Annotated in this window: 16 protein-coding genes and 1 tRNA gene; 10 read left to right on the top strand and 7 right to left on the bottom strand. The window is 46.4% G+C overall.

Annotated features, from left to right (window positions below; genetic code table 11):
- Window positions 1–17: 17 nt before the first annotated feature.
- The 3 genes from rlmB to L3C95_RS30920 are packed head-to-tail and all read left to right on the top strand — an operon-like array spanning window position 18 to window position 2,677.
- Entirely contained in the window at window positions 18–809 is a 792-nt protein-coding gene (gene rlmB / locus L3C95_RS30930; protein ID WP_236394358.1) for a 23S rRNA (guanosine(2251)-2'-O)-methyltransferase RlmB, read from the top strand.
- A 14-nt stretch (window positions 810–823) separates the two neighbouring features.
- The gene (locus tag L3C95_RS30925; protein ID WP_236394356.1) at window positions 824–1,669 is read left to right on the top strand and encodes a hydroxymethylglutaryl-CoA lyase; all 846 of its coding nucleotides are present in this window, start codon (window positions 824–826) and stop codon (window positions 1,667–1,669) included.
- A 9-nt stretch (window positions 1,670–1,678) separates the two neighbouring features.
- The gene (locus L3C95_RS30920) at window positions 1,679–2,677 is read left to right on the top strand and encodes a GSCFA domain-containing protein (RefSeq protein WP_236394354.1); all 999 of its coding nucleotides are present in this window, start codon (window positions 1,679–1,681) and stop codon (window positions 2,675–2,677) included.
- Window positions 2,678–3,972: 1,295 nt separating this feature from the next.
- Here L3C95_RS30920 and L3C95_RS30915 read toward each other — a convergent pair.
- Entirely contained in the window at window positions 3,973–5,457 is a 1,485-nt protein-coding gene (locus L3C95_RS30915; protein WP_236394352.1) for an MFS transporter, read from the bottom strand.
- Between the two features lie 166 nt (window positions 5,458–5,623).
- On the opposite strand from L3C95_RS30915, the gene L3C95_RS30910 reads away from it, so the two are divergent.
- Window positions 5,624–7,864: a patatin-like phospholipase family protein gene (locus L3C95_RS30910; RefSeq protein ID WP_236394351.1), complete on the top strand. Its 2,241-nt coding sequence runs from the start codon at window positions 5,624–5,626 to the stop codon at window positions 7,862–7,864.
- Here the strand turns inward: L3C95_RS30910 and L3C95_RS30905 are convergent.
- Window positions 7,861–8,457 (bottom strand): tRNA-(ms[2]io[6]A)-hydroxylase, encoded by a 597-nt coding sequence (locus L3C95_RS30905; RefSeq protein ID WP_236394349.1) that lies wholly within the window; start codon window positions 8,455–8,457, stop codon window positions 7,861–7,863. The genes L3C95_RS30910 and L3C95_RS30905 overlap by 4 nt on opposite strands.
- A gap of 26 nt (window positions 8,458–8,483) precedes the next feature.
- Between L3C95_RS30905 and L3C95_RS30900 the strand changes: the two genes are divergently transcribed.
- The 3 genes from L3C95_RS30900 to L3C95_RS30890 all read left to right on the top strand — a co-directional run bounded on the left by L3C95_RS30900 (window position 8,484) and on the right by L3C95_RS30890 (window position 12,216).
- Window positions 8,484–9,593: an aminotransferase class I/II-fold pyridoxal phosphate-dependent enzyme gene (locus L3C95_RS30900; RefSeq protein WP_236394347.1), complete on the top strand. Its 1,110-nt coding sequence runs from the start codon at window positions 8,484–8,486 to the stop codon at window positions 9,591–9,593.
- Window positions 9,594–9,644: 51 nt separating this feature from the next.
- Window positions 9,645–12,068, top strand: a complete 2,424-nt coding sequence (locus L3C95_RS30895; protein WP_236394345.1) for a penicillin acylase family protein — start codon at window positions 9,645–9,647, stop codon at window positions 12,066–12,068.
- A 75-nt stretch (window positions 12,069–12,143) separates the two neighbouring features.
- Window positions 12,144–12,216, top strand: a tRNA-Lys gene (locus L3C95_RS30890).
- A 50-nt stretch (window positions 12,217–12,266) separates the two neighbouring features.
- Here L3C95_RS30890 and L3C95_RS30885 read toward each other — a convergent pair.
- On the bottom strand, window positions 12,267–12,455 hold the full coding sequence (locus tag L3C95_RS30885) for an SMI1/KNR4 family protein (protein WP_262915994.1): 189 nt from the start codon (window positions 12,453–12,455) through the stop codon (window positions 12,267–12,269).
- A 437-nt stretch (window positions 12,456–12,892) separates the two neighbouring features.
- On the opposite strand from L3C95_RS30885, the gene L3C95_RS30880 reads away from it, so the two are divergent.
- Both L3C95_RS30880 and L3C95_RS30875 read left to right on the top strand, forming a co-directional pair.
- Window positions 12,893–13,291, top strand: coding sequence for a hypothetical protein (locus L3C95_RS30880; RefSeq protein WP_236394341.1), 399 nt, complete (start codon window positions 12,893–12,895; stop codon window positions 13,289–13,291).
- 9 nt (window positions 13,292–13,300) lie between these two features.
- A complete protein-coding gene (locus L3C95_RS30875; RefSeq protein WP_236394338.1) occupies window positions 13,301–14,008 on the top strand; it encodes a hypothetical protein in 708 nt (235 codons plus the stop codon).
- 5 nt (window positions 14,009–14,013) lie between these two features.
- On the opposite strand, the gene L3C95_RS30870 is transcribed toward L3C95_RS30875, so the two are convergent.
- The 3 genes from L3C95_RS30870 to L3C95_RS30860 all read right to left on the bottom strand — a co-directional run bounded on the left by L3C95_RS30870 (window position 14,014) and on the right by L3C95_RS30860 (window position 16,731).
- The gene (locus L3C95_RS30870; RefSeq protein ID WP_236394337.1) at window positions 14,014–14,988 is read right to left on the bottom strand and encodes a hypothetical protein; all 975 of its coding nucleotides are present in this window, start codon (window positions 14,986–14,988) and stop codon (window positions 14,014–14,016) included.
- A gap of 187 nt (window positions 14,989–15,175) precedes the next feature.
- A complete protein-coding gene (locus L3C95_RS30865) occupies window positions 15,176–16,216 on the bottom strand; it encodes a hypothetical protein (protein ID WP_236394335.1) in 1,041 nt (346 codons plus the stop codon).
- Window positions 16,217–16,314: 98 nt separating this feature from the next.
- Window positions 16,315–16,731 carry a bacterial transcriptional activator domain-containing protein gene (locus L3C95_RS30860; RefSeq protein WP_236394334.1) on the bottom strand — a complete coding sequence of 139 codons (417 nt, stop codon included), beginning with the start codon at window positions 16,729–16,731 and terminating at the stop codon, window positions 16,315–16,317.
- A 228-nt stretch (window positions 16,732–16,959) separates the two neighbouring features.
- Here L3C95_RS30860 and L3C95_RS30855 point away from each other — a divergent pair, with 228 nt between their 5' ends.
- Window positions 16,960–17,361, top strand: a complete 402-nt coding sequence (locus L3C95_RS30855) for a response regulator (RefSeq protein WP_236394333.1) — start codon at window positions 16,960–16,962, stop codon at window positions 17,359–17,361.
- Here L3C95_RS30855 and L3C95_RS30850 read toward each other — a convergent pair.
- Entirely contained in the window at window positions 17,358–19,799 is a 2,442-nt protein-coding gene (locus L3C95_RS30850) for a PAS domain S-box protein (RefSeq protein ID WP_236394332.1), read from the bottom strand. The genes L3C95_RS30855 and L3C95_RS30850 overlap by 4 nt on opposite strands.
- Window positions 19,800–19,991 lie beyond the last annotated feature (192 nt).

The raw sequence follows: 19,991 nt of genomic DNA, 5'->3' as shown, positions 1-19,991 counted from the left end.
TCCGTTCTTTGCAGATAATGGAACAAAGAAGATTTAAAAAGCCTGGTGGATTTCGCCAGCATGCCCCCAGACCAAAGGCATCGTCTATGGTGATTGGCAGGCAGCCGGTTGTGGAAGCGATCAATGCAGGAAAGGCAATAGAGCGTATTTACATGTTGCGTGGAGCAACGGGGGATATCATCCCCCAGATCAAAAAGTTAGCCGATCAGTACAATATTCCCGTGAACCTGGTTCCGGCGGAAAAGCTGAATGGGTTGACGTCATTTAATCACCAGGGTGTTATTGCCATTACAGGGCAGATCAACTATCTTGATCTGCAGGATGTGATATCACATGTGACCGAACAGGGGGAGACGCCTTTGTTCCTCATTCTCGACGGGATCACGGACGTCCGCAATATAGGCGCTATTGCCCGTAGTGCTGTTTGCTGTGGCGCCCAGGCCATCATTATCCCCGACAGGGGAATAGCTGCGCTGAACGAGGAAGCCATCAAGTCTTCCGCAGGCGCGCTGGAAAGGATCTCGGTATGCCGGGTAAATAGCCTGCTGAAAGCGATCGATACCCTTCACCTGAATGGTATCAAGGTGATTGCCAGTGAAATGGAGGCGGAAACCAAACTGTATGATTGCCAGCTCCAGGAACCGGTAGCAGTGATCATGGGATCGGAAGACAAGGGTGTATACCCCGCCCTCCTGAAGGCATCGGATACCCTGTTTCACATTCCTATGGCCGGAAACTTCGAATCCTTCAACGTATCTGTTGCTGCAGGCATCATCCTGTATGAAGCCATGAAGCAAAGAGGCGCATAAAAAATCACCAGTAAATGAAACTGATCGAATGTCCACGTGATGCCATGCAAGGCTGGCACAGACTGATAAGCACGGATGAAAAGGTAACATACCTGAATGCGCTGCTGAAAGTGGGTTTTGATACCCTCGATTGCGGCAGTTTTGTATCTCCTAAAACCATCCCCCAGATGGCAGACACCGCCGAGGTGATACCCCGTCTGGATATGGCCGGTACAAGAACCAAGCTGCTGACGATCGTCGCCAATCAGCGGGGTGCAGAAGAAGCCGTGGTGTTCGATGAGATCGCTTACCTGGGATATCCATTCTCGATATCAGAAACTTTTCAGCTACGCAATACCAACAAGACCATCCTGGCTTCCCTGGAGCTGATAGATACCTTCCAGGAACTGTGTATTAAGAACAGCAAACAACTGGTGGTCTATATCTCAATGGGGTTCGGCAATCCGTACGGAGATCACTACGACGCCTCCATCGCGCTACGCTGGGTGGACGAGCTGGTACAGCGGGACATCGGGATCATTTCACTGGCAGATACGGTGGGTGTGGCCACTCCTGAGATCATTACCAAACTGTATTCAACATTGATACCTGCTTATCCTTCGGTGGAATTTGGTGCGCATTTTCATTCTGCGCCTCATAGCTGGGAGGAAAAAGTAGCGGCGGCCTATGATCAGGGTTGCCGGCGTTTTGATAGTGCGATCAAGGGAATAGGCGGTTGTCCGATGGCGCACAATGAACTGGTGGGTAACCTGGCAACCGAGCGTCTGCTGGATTTCAGTGTGGGACGCCATGAGCAGCTGGGTCTTGATATCACAGCACTCTGGGCCGCCCAGGAGATTGCGGAGCGTATTTTTTATTAGTCTTGTATCATGACAAACTTTCGTCTGACATTTCCGGTGTCTCCCATTGCAACACCTGTACAGTATAGCGATAAAATACTGCTGATGGGCTCTTGTTTTGCAGAGGAGATAGGGGAGCGTTTACAACAATATCATTTTGATGCCCTGGTAAATCCCCATGGCATCTTATATAACCCGATCAGTATCACTCAGGCGCTGCATACCTATCTTGATGGGAAACAGTATACTGCAGATGATCTTTTTTCTCACGGCGACTTATGGCATAGCTGGGACCATCACAGCCGCTTCTCAGGTATGCAGATGGAACAGGTACTTGCCGGCATTAATGCAGCGCAGGAATCGGCTGCCAAACGCCTGGAAGAAGCCGACTGGCTGATCATCACACTTGGATCTGCATACACGTATACACTCGCTTCCGGCAATCAGGTAGTAGGCAATTGCCATAAAGTAGCTTCCGCTCATTTTCATAAGAAATTACTGTCCCCACCAGATGCCATTTCTGCTTTAGACAATCTGATGCATCGTCTTTTCTTCCGCAACAGGAAGGTGAAGATCCTGTTTACCATCAGCCCTGTGCGTTATGCCAGGGATGGCGTAGTGGAAAATAATCTCAGCAAGGCAGTACTGATACAAACCGTACATCACCTGGTCAATAAATTCGACCGGCTTTTCTATTTCCCTGCCTACGAACTGGTAATAGATGACTTGCGGGATTACCGTTTTTATAAAGAAGATCTGGTACATCCCAATGAACTGGCTGTTAACTATGTATGGGATCATTTCACTGCCAGCTGCGTATCTGAAGAAGGGCGCCGCCTGTTACCATTAATTGCAGATATCAATCGCGCAAGGCAACATCGTCCATTCAATCCCGCCAGTAGTCAGCATCAGCAGTTCCTTCAGACTTACGCCGGGAAAACGAGACAGTTAATGAAACAATATTCATTTTTAAGGCTGGAGGAAACATTGGCTTATTTCGAAGGGGCGCTGGTTTCAGGTATTGACTGATTAGGGGGTTGCTCTGGTTTCAGGTGATATTGAATCGATTGATAGAGGTATTGCTTTGGTTTCAGATGAGAGATTCCGGGCTGTATCCCTTTTCGCTTCCTTACTATTAAGCTTTGTTAGTCGTATTTGGCATTGGATTTTTATTGAACCCCTGTCAAGCGTGTGGGCAGCTCTAAGGGATAAGGCCCTTCATCTCCATCTGAAACCGCCGCAGGTTAAGTGTTCCTCTTATAGTAGGACGTTTTGTAATCAGGAATATAAAAGATTGGTTTACGAGCTCTAAAGCGTCTGGCAGTCTCCAGATAAGGCCCTTCATCTCCATCTGAAACGCCATAGGTTAGGTGTTCCTCTTATAGTAGGGCGCTTTGGAATCACGAATATGAATTTGATCTGCGAGCAATATAGCATGTGGGCGATCTCCAAGGGATAAGGCCCTTCATTTCCATATTAAACCGCCACAGATAGAAGAGTTCCTCATATTAGGGTGCTTTGTAATCACAAATATGAAACATTGATCTGCAAGCTGTAACGCGCTGGACACTTGAAGGGATAAGGCCTTCATCTCTATCTGAAACCGCCACACGGTAAGTGTTCCTCTTATAGTAGGACGCTTTGGAATCACGAATATGAAACATTGATCTGCGAGCTGTAACGCGTGTAAGCACTCTCCGAGGGATAAGGTCCTACCTTTCCATCTGACACCGCCGCAGGTTGGGTGTTACTCCTAAATAGTAGGTTGTTTTGTAGTCGCAAAAATAGAAGAGGGAGGTACGGAAGTTATCACGTACATCCCTCTTGAGTATTTTTAATCACATGTCAGTCGTGCAATGAGATGAGCTCTTAACAGGAGCGGGTTTCAGATGGAGATGCAGGGCCTTATCCCTTGGAGCTGCCGATACGCTTGACAGGGGTTTAATAAAAAAATCCAATGCCAAATACGACTAACAAAGCTTAATAGCAGGGAAGCGAAAAGGGATACAGCCCGGAATCTCTCATCTGAAACCAGCGAAACGCCCTAATCGATACAGTCGGCGCCTTTCACCTGAAATCAGCGTAACCCGCGAAACGCCCTAATCGATACAGTCGGCACCTTTCACGTGAAATCAGCGTAACCCGCGAAACGCCCCAATCGATACAGCCGGCGCCTTTCACCTGAAATCAGCGTAACCCGCGAAACGCTCCAATCGATACAGTCGGCGCCTTTCATCTGCAATCAGCGTAACCCGCGAAACGCCCCAATCGATACAATCGGCGCCTTTCACCTGAAAATCAGTACAATATCTCTGAAGCCAACGTCAATCCTGGCTGATCATATTCCCCTTAATCCCCACTACACCGACTACAAAGCATATCAACGCAATAATGATCGGATACAGCAACCCTGCCAGATGATCATGCGTCTGTGTCACGAGTATGGTGGATACCGTCGGTAATAATCCTCCGAAAACCCCATTGCCAATGTGATAAGGTAAAGACATAGAAGTATACCGGATACGCGTAGGGAAGAGCTCCACGAGGAAAGCCGCTATCGGACCATATACCATGGTAACGAAAATGACCTGAATGAATACCAGCAGGATCAGCCACCAAAGCTGCGCATTGCTGACAATGATCTCTTTCACTACTTCAGATTTACCATCCGTAACAGTGATCGTTTCCCTTGCCTTTGAGCCATCAGTAAAGGTCCTGGTCTTAATTGATTTTTCAATATTCTGCATCTTATCGTTCCGGGAGATGGAATTTTCGATGCTGTATTTAGCCGTATCTTCTGTTTTGAGACTGAGATCCGCCACGCGGTCCATGCCCGCATAGATGGGGTAGTATGCCAGCGCAGCTATCAGCATACCCGCCATCATGATCTTCTTACGACCTACTTTGTCAGACAGTTTACCAAAGTAGATAAAGAACGGAGTACCCAGCACAAGGGCAACGGCGATAATGATGTTGGACTGTATGAATTCCACCTGCATCGTCTTCTGCAGGAAAGAGAGGGCATAGAACTGGCCGGTGTACCAGATTACGCCTTGGCCCATGGCAGCACCGAAAAGCGCCAGTAATACCAACCGGAGATTCTCCTTTTTACCGAAGCTCTCTTTAATAGGATTGGTGGACGTTTTGCCCTCTGATTTCAGCTGGAGGAAAAGAGGGGATTCCTGCAGGCGGATGCGGATATAATATGACATGATCACCAGTACGATAGACAGCCAGAAGGGAATACGCCATCCCCAGCTGTTGAAGGCATCAGTGGTAAGACTGGTCCGGGTGATCAGTATAACGGCGAGAGAAACGAACAGACCCAGGGTAGCGGTTGTCTGGATAAAACTGGTGTAATATCCGCGCTGGTGATGGGGCGAATGTTCGGCTACATAGGTGGCAGCGCCGCCGTATTCGCCGCCGAGGGCCAGGCCCTGTAATAACCTCAATACCAATACGATAATAGGCGCGAGAATGCCTATGCTGTCATAACTCGGGATGAGACCGATGGCGAAGGTGGAACCACCCATGATCATGAGGGTGAGCAGAAAGGTGTACTTACGACCAACAAGGTCTCCCAATCTGCCGAATACGAGGGCCCCGAAAGGCCTTACAATGAATCCCACAGCAAAGGTGGCCAATGTGGCAATGTAGGCCAGATCAGGGTTGCTGGGCGGGAAGAACTTTTGTGAAATGATGGCGGAAAGACTTCCGAAAATGTAGAAATCGTACCACTCAATAAGTGTTCCTGCGGACGAGGCCAGTATTACCTGCCAGATGGATTGTGTAATTTTGCTGTTGTTCATACGTGGTTACTTGGTTAATACGAATGTATAATATAGGAAAATTGTTGTAAATGTTATAGAATTTACATATTTCTATGGGGGAAAGGGTGGAATAAGGCGTCTGATATTAGAAGTATTTCTATTAACTTTATTTGGGACTTCAGGATTGCACCACACAAGAACACATATGCGTCAACGCCAGGCTTTAGTTTATATCTTCATAATATTCCTTTTACCCGCAGTTGTTTTTGCGCAGGAGGTAGGGAAGAGGCCTAAGATCGGCCTTACCCTGAGTGGTGGTGGTGCTAAAGGACTGGCGCACATCGGCATTCTCCAGGCGCTTGACAGTGCGGGCCTGAAAGTGGATTATATCACCGGTACCAGTATGGGGAGCATCATCGGTTCCCTGTATGCCATGGGATATTCCGGTGATGCGATAGAGAAAATGGCCCGTGAGATGGACTGGGATAACCTGTTTTCCAATCAGCCGGTACTGACCGACATCTCCTACGAGGAAAAGCGGGAATACAATAAATACCTGATAGAGATACCTTTTGAATACGGAAAACCCAAACTGGCGTCCGGCGTAATTGCCGGCGAGCAGTTGTGGCTGGAACTGGCCCGCTTGTGCTGGCCGGTGAACGGTGTGAGGGATTTCTCACGATTCAACATCCCCTTTAAATGTATTGCAACTGATGTCACTACCGGCGATATCGTCACGCTTGACACCGGTGATATCGTGACCGCTATCCGTGCCAGTATGGCTATTCCCTCCGTATTTACGGCGGTAAAGATTGGCGATAAGAAGCTGGTGGATGGTGGTGTGGTGCGTAACTTCCCCGTGATCACCGCAAAAGAGATGGGAGCGGATCTCGTTATCGGTTCCAATGTGAGCGGCGGATTGCGGAAGGCTGATCAGCTGGTCACCCCGCTGGATATCATCTATCAGCTGGGTTTTTATAAGGATGCGGACGATTTTAAACAGGCGAAGAGGCTGACTGATATCTACATCCAACATCACCTGGATAATTATAATGCGGCCAGCTTTGGCAGTGTAGATTCCCTGCTTGACCTCGGAAAAGAGAAAGGGGCGGAGATGTACCCGGTATTCAAACGGATGGCCGATTCATTGAATGCATTATATCCACCGGAAGTGCCTTTCCGGAAGAATCGTTTGCCCTTTACGCCGGACATAGAGCTGGTGGATATCAACGTAACGGGACTGCGGCATTCTGATGAGAGTTTTTTCCTCGGAAGACTGGGGTTGGTGAAAGACGGATGTTATACTCCTAACGATATCAAAGATGCGGTGCTGAATGTATTTGGTACGCGTTTTTATAAGATGATCACGTATCAGCTGGAACCTAAAGGGGATGGCAAAAGTGAGATGAATATTACTGTGGAAGAAAATCCGCTGACGTATGTAAAATTCGCGCTGCAATACAATAGTTTCACAAATGCCAGCGCTATTGTGAATATCACGCAGCGCAACTTCATTGTGCCGAACTCCCGCGCTTTTGTGAGTGTGGCGGTGGGAGAGAACCCGAGGATATTGGGAGAGTATTTTAAATACCTGGGGCCGAAAAGGAATTTCGGATTTGGGCTGGGCGTCTATTTTGAGGATAATGCGCTCACCTTATACAAAGATTTTAAACGGCAGATGGAATATCATCTGAAGTACCTGAACGGGGATATCCGTTTCCAGTATACGCTGAACAGTATGATGGCGATAGGTGTAGGTCACCGGTATGAGTTCCTGAATATCAATCCGCGGTATGAATCCGTGGAAGTGCTGAGGGGAAATGGCAATCAGATGAACAGTTATTTGTACTTCGGCGTCAACTCCCTGGACCGGAAGATCTTTCCGCGCCGCGGACTGGACCTGCAGCTTGAATCGGGCTGGGTATACCGTCAGCAGCAGGGCTATCGTTTATACAAGGATGGTGTTGAGGTATCGCCGCAGGACTATAACTATAAGTTCAACAATTACCAGCGCACGCTCATGCAGCTGAAGTACAACATTCCTTTCAACTATAATGGCACCTTGCAGGTACAATTGGGTGGAGCAGCTAATTTCAGTCACCAGCAGGGACCAATTAACGCATTCTTACTGGGAGGATTGAACAATGTTATCCGCAATCAGCTGCCGATCGTAGGCATCAGGGAAGGAGAGATCACCACCTCCAGTGCAGCCACCATCCAGTTGTCGTACCAGTATGAGCTCATGCGTAATACTTACGCTATTCCTCGGGCGGGCGTGGCCTTGTATGATTTCCTGGGAGATGTGTCCTCGAAATACAAGTACATGAGTGGTTATGGTGTAACGGGTGGATATTCTTCCTTCCTCGGGCCGATAGAAGCATCCCTGATGTATTGCGATCAGGATGGACGTTTACGGATGTATGTAAACATCGGCTTCAACTTTTAGTGCATCCGGTCGCCCCGCACTTCCAGGTTGTTAATGATCTCGGCCTCTATGGTGAGCCATTCCTGCCAGCGGGCCTTTACCTTGTCTTCCGGTATATACTCGTTGGCCAGGTCTATAAACAGGCGGTAGTGACCTGCTTCAGATATCATGAATTTACGGTAGAATTCGCGGAGGTATTCATCTTCCAGGCCCTCGCTCAGTAAACGAAAACGCTCGCAGCTACGGGCTTCAATCAGGGCAAAGATGAGGAGTCTGTCCAGCAGCACTGACTGCGGATCGCCGCCTTTCTCCTGATGTGCCATCAGGGCGTTCACATACATATCTTTCCGTTGTCTTCCCAATGTAAAACCGCGTTTGCGCATCTCTGCCAGCACCTGGCGGAAATGTCCCCATTCTTCTGTTACAATAGGGGCTAATTCCTGTACCAGTCTGTCCTTTTCGGGATAGCGCTGTATCAGTGATATGCAGGATGTCGCGGCTTTTTGTTCGCAGAAGGCATGGTCTGTGAGAACTTCTTCCAGGGAAATAGCTGCCAGGTTTACCCAGCGTGGATCGGTAGGAAGGTGCAGACCTAAAATGGACACTTTACTCATAGGGCAAAGTTACTTAGCTTTGGGAGATGAAAGAAGATTTTCTTTTAAAGCAATTGGCGCAGCGCCAGGAGCAGCACGCATTCCGGCAGCTGAGGCTCCCGGCTCCGGGTGCTGTTGACTTCTGTTCGAATGATTACCTGGGGTTGGCGCATAGCGCTGCCATGCAGGAAGGCGTACATACTCTGCTGCAGGCAAGACCGTATATGCATGGAAGTACCGGCTCCCGTTTACTGGCGGGGAATTATGCCTGGATAGAAGAGGCGGAAAGTATGCTGGCCACTTTTCATCAGAGTGGGGCGGGACTGATCTATAATTCCGGTTATGATGCGAACCTGGGCTTGTTTTCTGCTGTACCACAGAAGGGAGATACGATTATTTACGATCAGCTGATCCATGCCTCTATCAGAGATGGCATCCGGCTATCGAAGGCGCAGGCTTTCTCTTTTTTACATAACGACGTGGACGATCTGGGGAAAAAGCTGCAGCATGCTACCGGCAATATCTTTGTAGCGGTTGAATCTGTCTATTCTATGGATGGAGATATGGCGCCCCTGAAAGAGATAGCAGCGATGTGTGAACAGTACGGAGCGCATCTGATCGTGGATGAAGCGCATGCTACGGGTGTAGTGGGAGCAAGAGGAGAGGGCCTGGTGCAACATCTGCAATTACAGCAGGCATGTTTCGCACGCGTGAATACCTTTGGTAAGGCAGTAGGTTGCCATGGCGCGGTAGTGCTGGGAAGCCCGCATCTGCGTGATTTTCTGATCAATTTCTCCAGATCATTCATTTATACCACGGCCTTGCCTCCAACAGCGATTGCTGCTATTGTAGCCAGTTATGAGTTGTTTCCGTATATGCATTCGGCACGTGAGCATTTGAGGGCGTTAATTACTCATTTCAGGAAAGGAGTGGCTGGTCTTAGCACATTGTATAGTGAGACACCCATCCAGGTAGTATTGACGCCGGGAAATGAGGCTACACGCAGTCTGGCCACAAGTTTGCAGTCAGCCGGCCTGGATGTAAGGCCTATCCTGCATCCCACGGTTCCCAAAGGGAAAGAACGCTTAAGGATCGTATTGCATAGTTTCAATACGATCGGGGAGGTAGACCGGTTGATAACAGCGTTGGTAGAGTAGTGATAATATCGCCGGTATATTTTACGTATATTAGCAGATAACCTAGCACGTATGAGATTTGTTCCCTTTACCGTTAGCGCGGTGATAACCATTGCATTGATAGTATGTCTTGATCGCTCCTGGGGTTCGCTACCACCGTTAGGAAGGTTGTTAAGTCCGCAGGAAGGCTTCTGGCAGAATGCCACATCTATCAGTAAAGACTATAACGAAGACCTGCAGGTTCCCGGCCTGAAAGGGAAGGTAGAGGTTTGGCTGGATGACAGAATGGTACCTCATATTTTTGCAGAGAATACTACAGATGCTTACTACGTACAGGGATATATGCATGCCCGTGACCGTCTGTGGCAGATGGAGCTGCAGTCGTTTGCTGCGGCAGGCCGTTTGTCAGAGATCCTGGGAAGCAAAATGATTAACTATGACAGGCAGCAGCGCCGTTTGGGCATGCTGTACGGAGCAGAACAGGCGCTGAAAGCGATGGAAAGTGACCCGGTAGCCGGGGCTGCCATCAATGCTTATGCTGATGGTGTTAATGCTTATATCAGCACGCTTACGAAAGCAACACTTCCACTGGAATATAAACTGCTGAATTATAAACCAGAGAAATGGACGCCGCTGAACTCAGCGCTGTTGCTGAAGATGATGGCAGCAGATCTGGCGGGAGGGGCTAATGACCTGGTGTATACCAATGCCCGTCAGCTTTTCAGCAAGGAAGATTTTGCTAAGATGTATCCGGATTTTGGAGATAGTATTGATCCGATCATTCCGTCGGGTACACAATATCCTGCGCCGAGTGTAAAGGTTAGCACACCTCCGGATAGTATCCTGAAAGCGGCAGGGGTAGTGCTGCATTTCAAGGAAGATAAACCTGACCCTGATAATGGGAGTAATAACTGGGCGGTAGCAGGTTCGAAGACGCGTTCCGGCGCGCCTATTCTGGCTAATGACCCTCATCTGGGACTGAGCCTGCCTTCCCTTTGGTATGAAGCACAGATCCATACACCTGAGATGAATGTTTACGGCGCAACATTACCTGGCGCTCCAGGTGTCATCATTGGTTTTAATGATCATATTGCATGGGGTGTGACCAATGCGGCGGAGGATGTGAAAGATTTCTACCTGATGCAGTTCCGTAATGGTAAACAACAATACCTGTTCAACGGCGCTTACCGCAATGCAGACCTGCGCATAGAGAAGATCAATGTGAAAGGGGAGAAACCGTACTATGATACGGTGGCTTATACGGTATGGGGACCTGTGGTGTATGACAATGTATTTCCTGATACAGCTACCGGCCATCAGTTCCTCGCCATGCGCTGGAAAGCACTGGATCCTTCCAATGAGATCAGGACCTTCCTGGAGTTGAATAAAGCACATAATTACAACGATTATTTAGCTGCTTTAAAATATTACACCTGTCCCGCACAGAACTTCGCATTTGCCGCTAAAACAGGCGAAATAGCACTCTGGCATAACGGGCAGTTCCCTTTGCGCTTTAAGGACGAGGGTAAATGGATCATGCCGGGAAGTGACAGCACTTTTGCATGGCAGGGATATGTACCACAGCAGGAGAATCCGCATATACTGAATCCAGCGCGTGGATTTGTCAGCTCTGCTAACCAGCATCCGACAGACAGTACCTATCCTTATCGCTATGTAGCCGACTTCGATCTTTTCCGTGGCAAACGTATCAACGAGGTGCTTGCGGCAGACAGCCAGATCACCATACAGCAGATGATGGACCTGCAGAATGATTTCCTGAATCCTTTTGCCCGTGCCGCACTTCCGATGATCAGATCTCATATGCCGGTGTCTCTGCTCACAGCTGAGCAGCGGACGTACTGGGAACTGCTGGACAAATGGAATCTGCAGAGTAGTCCGGATAGTAAGGCAGCTACTATCTTCAACATTTTCTGGGATAAATTACAATCTGCTATCTGGGATGATGATATCGTCCGTGAGAAGACTCCGTTGCAGCAGCCATGGGAAAAGACTACCTTACTCTGGCTTATCCGGGATTCTTCCATGAAGTTCATCGACAATATCCATACACCGGAAAAAGAAACGCTCTCTCAGACAATACTGACTGCTTTCGCCTTTGCGGCCGACAGCGCGAAAGTGCTGGACAAAGATCATAAATTAGAGTTTGGCCGTTTCCGTGGTACGAACATCCGTCACCTGACACGGTCCATTATTCCGTTCAGCGCTATGAACCTGCGTACAGGAGGTGGTCGTCATATTGTGAATGCGACCAAGCAACTGCATGGGCCTTCATGGAAAATGGTGGTGGAGCTGACAGGGAAGACAGTGGCCTATGGCATCTATCCTGGTGGTCAGAGCGGTAACCCGGGTAGTCCGTTCTATGACAACGCTGTGCAGGATTGGGTACAGGGGAAATATTATCTCCTGCATGTGTTCAATCCGAAGGAAGATACAGACCCGGCAGTGAAGTTTAAAGTACGTTTTAGCAAGGGATGAAAATTTTTCTAAAAAATATTTGGAAGGGAATATATAATTCCTATCTTTGCACTCCCAATCACAAAAAGAGGGAATGATTCCGTAGCTCAGTTGGTAGAGCAATACACTTTTAATGTATGGGTCCTGGGTTCGAGTCCCAGCGGGATCACAAAAGCCCGGCTTCGAATAGAAGTCGGGTTTTTTGTATAAAGTGCCCCGTTAGTTCTGCGACGAGTGCGAATAATGAATTAAGTTTTCCTTGCTGGTTGGCAAAGAAGTTTTTTTAGGGACTCCGCCATTATGCAACTTCATTAATTCAATGTAAGAGGTAGGTAGCTTAAAACCTAATTCTTCTTCAATAGTCACAATGAGATTGTCGGACGGTGTGTGGTCAACATATTCCTGCAATGCGTATTCGCAATCCTCCTGGAAATTACTTTCTGTTATTTTTTCTTCGCTGCTCGGTCTGAAAGCTTCGTAATGATCAAAAAAAGTGCTATCGCTGCACCGAAAACAGCACCGGATTTCTCATTAAATTCTACACTCTTATGTACTACAAACCCTGAACTTCCTATGAATAAAATAAATGCTAACATTGTTGTAACATAGTAATTTTTATTACTATGTTATCTCTGGGTAAAAGCCTGCCTCGATTTGTACAGAAAGCGCTATGTCAATGAGAATATTTCCAAAGCGAACGCTTGTTTTTATCTAATGCCATAAAACAGTTAGATCTTGTGTGATTTGGTTAGAGGTACAGTTACAAGAAATGCCCCATTAAGTATCCCTGTTCCTGTAAGAATTTCTGCTTATTTTTGGCGACGAACACTACCTTCATCTGAAGCATGGAAAATCTTATCGACAAATGGGCAACAATACCTTTGACGGAATTAAGGCAAAAGGCATTAAACACTTATGTGCATCCCGACGATTTGGAAAGCCTGGATCAGTTAGAGCAACCAGTAAATCTCATAATTGGTTGTGAGGATGACTATATAAAACTTGCAATCAATAGTGGTGTATCAATAAGACTGAAGCAAATAATTGTTAAGGAATCCAGAAAGCCAGAATATTTTATAAATGAAAAAGTTAAAACTGTAAACTCTAAAGGCTTTTTAGAATTTGGAGTGATAAAGGACTACTACTGGCATTCAAATGACAGCAAATACGTTTATCTGCTTGAAGTAAATGGCAAGATGAAAAGCAGAAGATACCATGCCGAAGATTTATCACTAATGATTTAACCATTACCTATGAATTACTTTGAAAAGATCAGACATCTGTACGGAATCCCCGAAAATGAAAACTTCGGATTAGAAGAAAGCGAGATAATTGCGTTGGAAAAGCGGTTGAATATTGAACTGCCTGTTACATTGCGAAAGTACTACCTTACTCTTGGGAGTCATGAAGCGCTTAACTATGCTTACAATAGATTGTTACGGCATGAAAAGGTATGGGTTTCACAAGACGGATATCTGATGTTTTATGAAGAAAACCAGGGCGTGGTTTCCTGGGGTATAAAAAAGGAGGATTTGTTACTTCCGGATCCGCCTGTATATGGTAACTATTCTAATGATGAAGCGAATCCTGATTGGCATCTGGAGTTCCCATTAGAAGCATGTTTATTAATGTTAGCCGTGTATAATGGCGTTTTAGGCGGATTGCTGTTCAATGGCAACTGCCTGGATGCAGTTGGACCGGAAGTGGTTAATTATATCAAAGATAACTGGCAGGAGTTGGAAGATATTTCAAGTAGCTCCCAACGGATCTATACCAGGGACTATGCCGAAATGATTAGCCTATCATTTGACAAAGACCAAAACTGTTCCGGTATTTTTATCGGTACTAATGACCGCGACCGGTTTAATAATATGTTAGACCATTTAGATATAGACTGGTTTTATTTATCTACTGAAGACATGGATGATGAAGATGATGACGAGGAGGAGGAGGACGAATAGCGCGTTTATCTAACCACCATCCCGGTGACCTGGCCTGTTATATCATCCAGAATTACGGGCTTTCCATTCTTCCAATATGTAGCTTTGCCATCAAGGTAGCCGGCCAGATAGACGTCATTGCCTGCGACAGCGATGGCCTTTACTCCGGCACCTGCTGCTTCTTTGCCACTGGTTAGCCTGATGGCATGCCCATTCTTCCAGTAAACAACGACATTAGCGCCTGCTTCATCTCTGTCAATTCCACCTACATATATATCATTATCGAATACAGCTATGGCGTTCGCCCTGCAACCATCCGGAAGGATGACGGGCGCCCCATTTTTCCAATACATCGCAGTTTCCTTCCCATCTGCATTAACTGTAAAACCCGCCACATAAACATCACTGCCGGATATGGCGACAGCATGGGCTTCTGCACTCCTTTTCCCGTCTGTCAGCGCTGATGCGTTCCCATTTTTCCAGCAGGTGGCAACATTTTCTCCCTGATCATTTGCCCGGTAACCGGCTATATAAACATCGGTTCCGCTGATTGCAATGGCAGATAATTTGGTGTCTTCACCAAACGAGGAGGCCGTTCCATTTTTCCAATACATGGCCTGCCTGCCATTATTTCCAATTACATGTACGTCCGGGCCGGACGCACTAATGCCATTTGCCTTTGCATAAGTTTGGCCATCCGTAAGTGTAACAGCCTTCCCGTTTTTCCAATAAGTGGCAACAGACTCTCCAGCCGTATTATTTTGATAACCGGCTACGTACTCATCATTGCCGGATACAGTAATTGCTAATGCTCCCGCCTCTGCTTTACTATCTATTAGTTGGATTATTTCGCCATTTTTCCAATAGGTGAGGCCTGATCTTTTGCCGGAATAGTCGTCATATATCAGTAGTAATGACGGGGAGGTCTGCGCCTTAACAGTGCAAGTAGTAAGAAATAATACGAGTAACGGGCTCGCTAATTGTTTAATCTTTCTGATCATTTCTTATTTTCTTGTTCAGATTTATTCCCGAACAAGATTCTTCAAAAATATGTTGACAGCCTGGATTGCTGTATTTTTTAACGACTACACACTTACTACATCCACATTACAAGGTGTCTACAAAATGTCTACATATTTCGTTTACATCGGGCAATTGCTGGCTGAGACGCATTACTATCCACATGGGTTAACGGTGGCGGGAATACGCTGCCAGGGTTAATGTGTCTCTGAATACGGCCTGTTCCTCAGTATATTTATCCTCACATTGTACCTCCAATATCAGTTCTCTGGCCTGCTTCCTGGATACGTTAACAGTAATATGGCACACCCTGTAGGGCCAGTATGTACTGTCATCTGCCAGTTTTGTTTCCGTATATTTCTCTTCTCCTACTGAACAACTAATCACCATATCTCTGAAGATACGGTCTGCGACAACTAATTTGATCTCCACGCTGCCATCCCTGAAGCTTCTGACCTCTCTATGGATGATGGGTGTGCCCTCCTCATGCCATATCTTCCCGGAAGATGTATATGTCCTGAAAAAAGTAGCGTTAACGGAATCTGCCCTGAGCACATAATGATGAATGCTGCCGCCTTCAAAAGACTGCAGCTCTTCTCCCGACGTACGACCCTTGACGAATGAACGGATGCCCACTATATTTTCACCTTTTATTGTGACCAGCTGTCCACTCAGATGGTGCGCGGTTATGTATTCCGTGGGCCGCATAGAGCTGTCCTGCAATATATCTTTTAAAAAAGGCTGTTCTTTACCCGCGGGGATGAATATTACCTGGTGCTGTGAGGACGGGGTATTACATGAAGGCAGCTCATTCCATGACTGTCCGTACCTGGCAAGAGCGACCATACAATCGGGAACGCGGGAGTGCTCAACCAGCCGTACCGTCTCCGGCTTATCGGGCAAGATCCGTAGATATACGTAGTCGCCTGTTCTGGGCCTGGAATAGTGCTCGGTATTAACCCATGCAGTATACTGCCTTGTCTTATATGCATAGACCACATCTGCATAAGGAACACCCTTGCGTGGTTTGCCACGTTTAGTGATCCTGGCAATAACATATACCCCCCTTTGTAATAGTGCGCGCTGCTCCCGGCCGTTCCGGATAGCTGAAACAGTCAAAATGCTTGCGGGAATCATAAAAAGGATAAACGGCGCTACCCATTGGGAAGACCAGAATCGCTTTATCCAGGTAAATAGCTTAAACCTCATAAAGCAATATTTAAAAGGATTTGCATTGGTATAGGCATAGGTATGTGTACGTTGTCAGGTGAAACGGGGCAAAAATAACTTAAATAGTGTGCTGCTTTTTAATTTCTTGCTTTCTTTTTCAGCCTTGCCTTTACCCATTCTTTTCGGTGATTCCATTTGTCAAGTATGGGATTATGATCTATCATAACACCGCTGGTATTCATCAATCCCAGGCTCTTTGCCAATGATTTAATCAAAGGAGCTGCTTTTTTATTTTTTTGCAGCCATTGCTGCTGTACTTCCCGGGAATGCGTTTCATAAGCTTTCAAAGCAAGATTAATAATCTTCAGCTCGCCTGCATAGTCCTTCTGCTTGCGATGCAATATCATCAAACGCTGCCAAGCCTGTTCCTGCAGTGGGTCATTTTTTACGGCTTGCTGGTACAATGTTATGGCCTTGCCGCTATCCCCCATGGATTCGGCCTCCTTTGCTTCTGATAGTATCAGGCGATTGGATATTCTTTTTTTATCAGCCATACATGATGTACACCAAGCCTCATGCCAATGCCATGCCGATGGCGTTTTGCCCTTTTTCAGCCAGCACGGAAAAAATGTAGCACTGAGGAGGCTTATCTTGAAGAGACTTTAAGTATAGTCGGCATCTGTAAGTTTCCGGGCGCTATTGTATCATTGTTTTCGTTTAATAAATATCTTTGCATATCTGAAAGTTGCCGTTCACAATTAACCATAGAATAACATAGGATCATGAGCTATAAAATCCTGATTGCGGATGATGATCTGGAAGATCTGGAGCTAATTGAGGAAGCTATTATTACGGTGGAACCGGAAGCCGAGTTGCACAAATTTACCAACGGATTTACGGCAATGGAATATTTAAATTCCCGGCAGGATAGTGAACTACCCTGTCTTATTATTCTGGATTATAATATGCCGGAATTGAATGGTTCGCAGTGGTTATCCTATGTAAAGAATCAAACCCGTTATAATAAAATACCCAAGATCGTGCTCAGCACCTCCAATGCACCATCTCATATCCAGGAATGTATCAGTAGCGGTGCTGCAGAGTATATAGTAAAGCCAGATACTTTAAAGGAACTGCAAAGTATTGCATACAGGTTGGTAGCCATGTGTAGAAAATCTGCCTAGTGTTTAGGCAGATATAATGTGAAACTGGCCCCTTCGTTAGGCGTTCCCGTTGCATAGATATACCCTTTATGATTCTGGACAATTTTTTTACATATGGCGAGTCCCACGCCAGAGCCTTTTGTGTCAGGAACGTTATTTAAACGCTGGAAAATTTCAAAGATCTTTTGTGAATGGGTAGGATCAAAGCCTATTCCGTTGTCCTGTACCGTAATCTTATAATATTCTTTAAAAGTCTCTATCGCGTTAAAATCGGTTATTTCATATCCCTGTAACAGCTCGTACGTTATTTTAATAACGGGATTTCTTTCGGGATGCCTGTATTTTATGGAATTATTGATCAGATTAAAAAGGAGTTGCCTTATCTGGAAGGGAACGGCCATTATAACAGGCAGGGTACCTGTTTCTATATATGCACCTTTTTGTTCAAACTCTTCTTTGTGCAGCATTGCTATCTCTTCAATCACCTGGTTGATGTTCACTTCTTCATAGCCGTCACTGTTGGAAGTGGTCCTCGAATATGTCAACAGATCGTCGATCAGCTGTTTCATCCTGTTTGCGGCGAGGATTGAACGGTTCAGATAGTCTCTTGATTTATCATCCAGCTGATTGTGAAGATTATTAGCGATGAAGTCACTATAGAAATGGATCTTGCGCAAAGGTTCCTTCATATCATGTGAGGCGGCATAGCTGAACTGCTCCAGTTCCTTATTCTGAAATTCAAGCTGGGACAAATAATCCCTCATTTTGTCTTCCGCCAGTTTCCTCTCAGTAAGATCACGTGTTACTTTTGAAAATCCTATAATATTGTTTTCTTCGTCATGCAGGGCGGTCAGTACAACACTTGCCCAGAAAAGGTCGCCGTTTTTCCTGCGTCTCCAGCCTTCGTGAAGCGTTTTTCCTTTTTCTGCAGCTTCATTCAGCAGTATGGCTGGAAGTTCCCGTTTCTGATCCTGTTCGATGTAAAAAATGCTGAAGTTTTTGCCTACGATTTCTTCTTCACTATATCCCTTTATCTTTTCTGCTCCTTTATTCCAGTTCTGTACGATACCATTCCGGTCAAGTAAAATAATGGCATAATCTTCCACTTCCTCCACCATTTTATGGTAGCGCTCTTCACTTTTTCTCAGCTCTGCTGTTTTCTCCTGCAGATCCATTGTTTTCGCTGCCACCATTTCTTCAAGTGAAGCATTGAGCGTACGGTATCTCGCTTCGCTTTCCCGCAGTGCATTTTCTGCTCGTTTTATATCTGTGATATCAAGTAACAGGTTGATGGCTCCGGTTATTTTTCCTGCGCTGTCAAAGATGGGCTGAGGATGTGGTGCCACGTGACGCACGGCCCCGTCCGGCCGGATTACGAGTATCTGTTCTCCATATACTGGGCGTTGTTCCTTTAAACATACTGCCATTGGGCAACTATCGAGCGGAAGTGGTGAACCGTCAGTGTTCATAATTTTATAAGAGCCACACCAGAGCGTTTTACCGACCTCTGGCTCCCGCCCCCACAGATCTGCGGCAGCCTGGTTGTACAACTGAATGCGTCCGTCTGCATCAGTGGTATATAATGGCGCCTGTAAACGTTGTACTAATTCCCGGTAACGTGCTTCGCTTTTTTCCAACGCATCAAAGAGCTGCTTTTGAGCTGTTATATCCACTGTAAAGCAACGGGTATGTACGAACTTGCCGTCGTCCCAGAAAACACTGGAATTGATATAAACAGTTTTGATACTTCCATCCTTACAAATCAGTTCAGATTCGTATTGGCACAACGTCTCATTACGGCTCAGCCGGGTAAGGATATCGTCGATCTTTATCCGGTGAAGGTGAAACTTTGAAATGTGCTGACCGATATATTCCTCTGCGGTGTAACCGAGCATCTGCAATTCTGCTTTATTCGCCCACTTTATGATGCCGTTGGCATCTACCCAGTGCAGGCCAATGACCGCATTATCCACATAATCCTGCAGCTCCATTGTTTTGTTCCTTAAAGTTCTTTCTGTTTCCTTCTGCTTTGTGATATCATAAAAGCAATTGATCACGCCGGTCTGAGTACCATTTGCATCCCTGACGGGGACTATATTTGCTCTTACATATACACGGGAATGATCTGGCCGTTCTATTATCAGCTCCTGGTCCCTTCTTGGCATACCATCTTTCAGGCATGCCGCTACGGTAGTTTCATTGTGGGGCAACGAGCTGCCGTCAGGATAATATAACTTGTAAGACCCACAGAAACGTTCATGGATGTCACCCGGAACAGGCCGTCGTCCCCATAGTTCCGCAGCCTGTTCATTATACTTTCTGATAACTCCAGACATGTCGCATACACAAACTGCTGACGGTAAGAGATTGAAAATATGACTCTCATCTAACTGATCGCCGGGCAATATTTCCTGCATGGACTTCATTAAGTTATTCGATTCTTCCGCTTGCTGCTGCATATGTCAAACACAATTATGTCATAAAGTTAGTTAAATTAAATCTTGCCCGTGGACTTAGCCTTTTTTGAGGGCCACGGGGAAGAAGGCAGCGACTGGAAGCGTTATCAGATTTAATATAGGAGAAGTTTGAATGTACATGGTTCAGATGTACTTATTTCAGCAGGTGGCCGGAATTTCCGTTGAACGACGGGT

It is taken from the genome of Chitinophaga filiformis (genome assembly GCF_021646545.1).
Taxonomy (GTDB): Bacteria; Bacteroidota; Bacteroidia; order Chitinophagales; family Chitinophagaceae; genus Chitinophaga; species Chitinophaga filiformis_A.
This window is presented reverse-complemented; position numbering and strand designations above follow the sequence as displayed.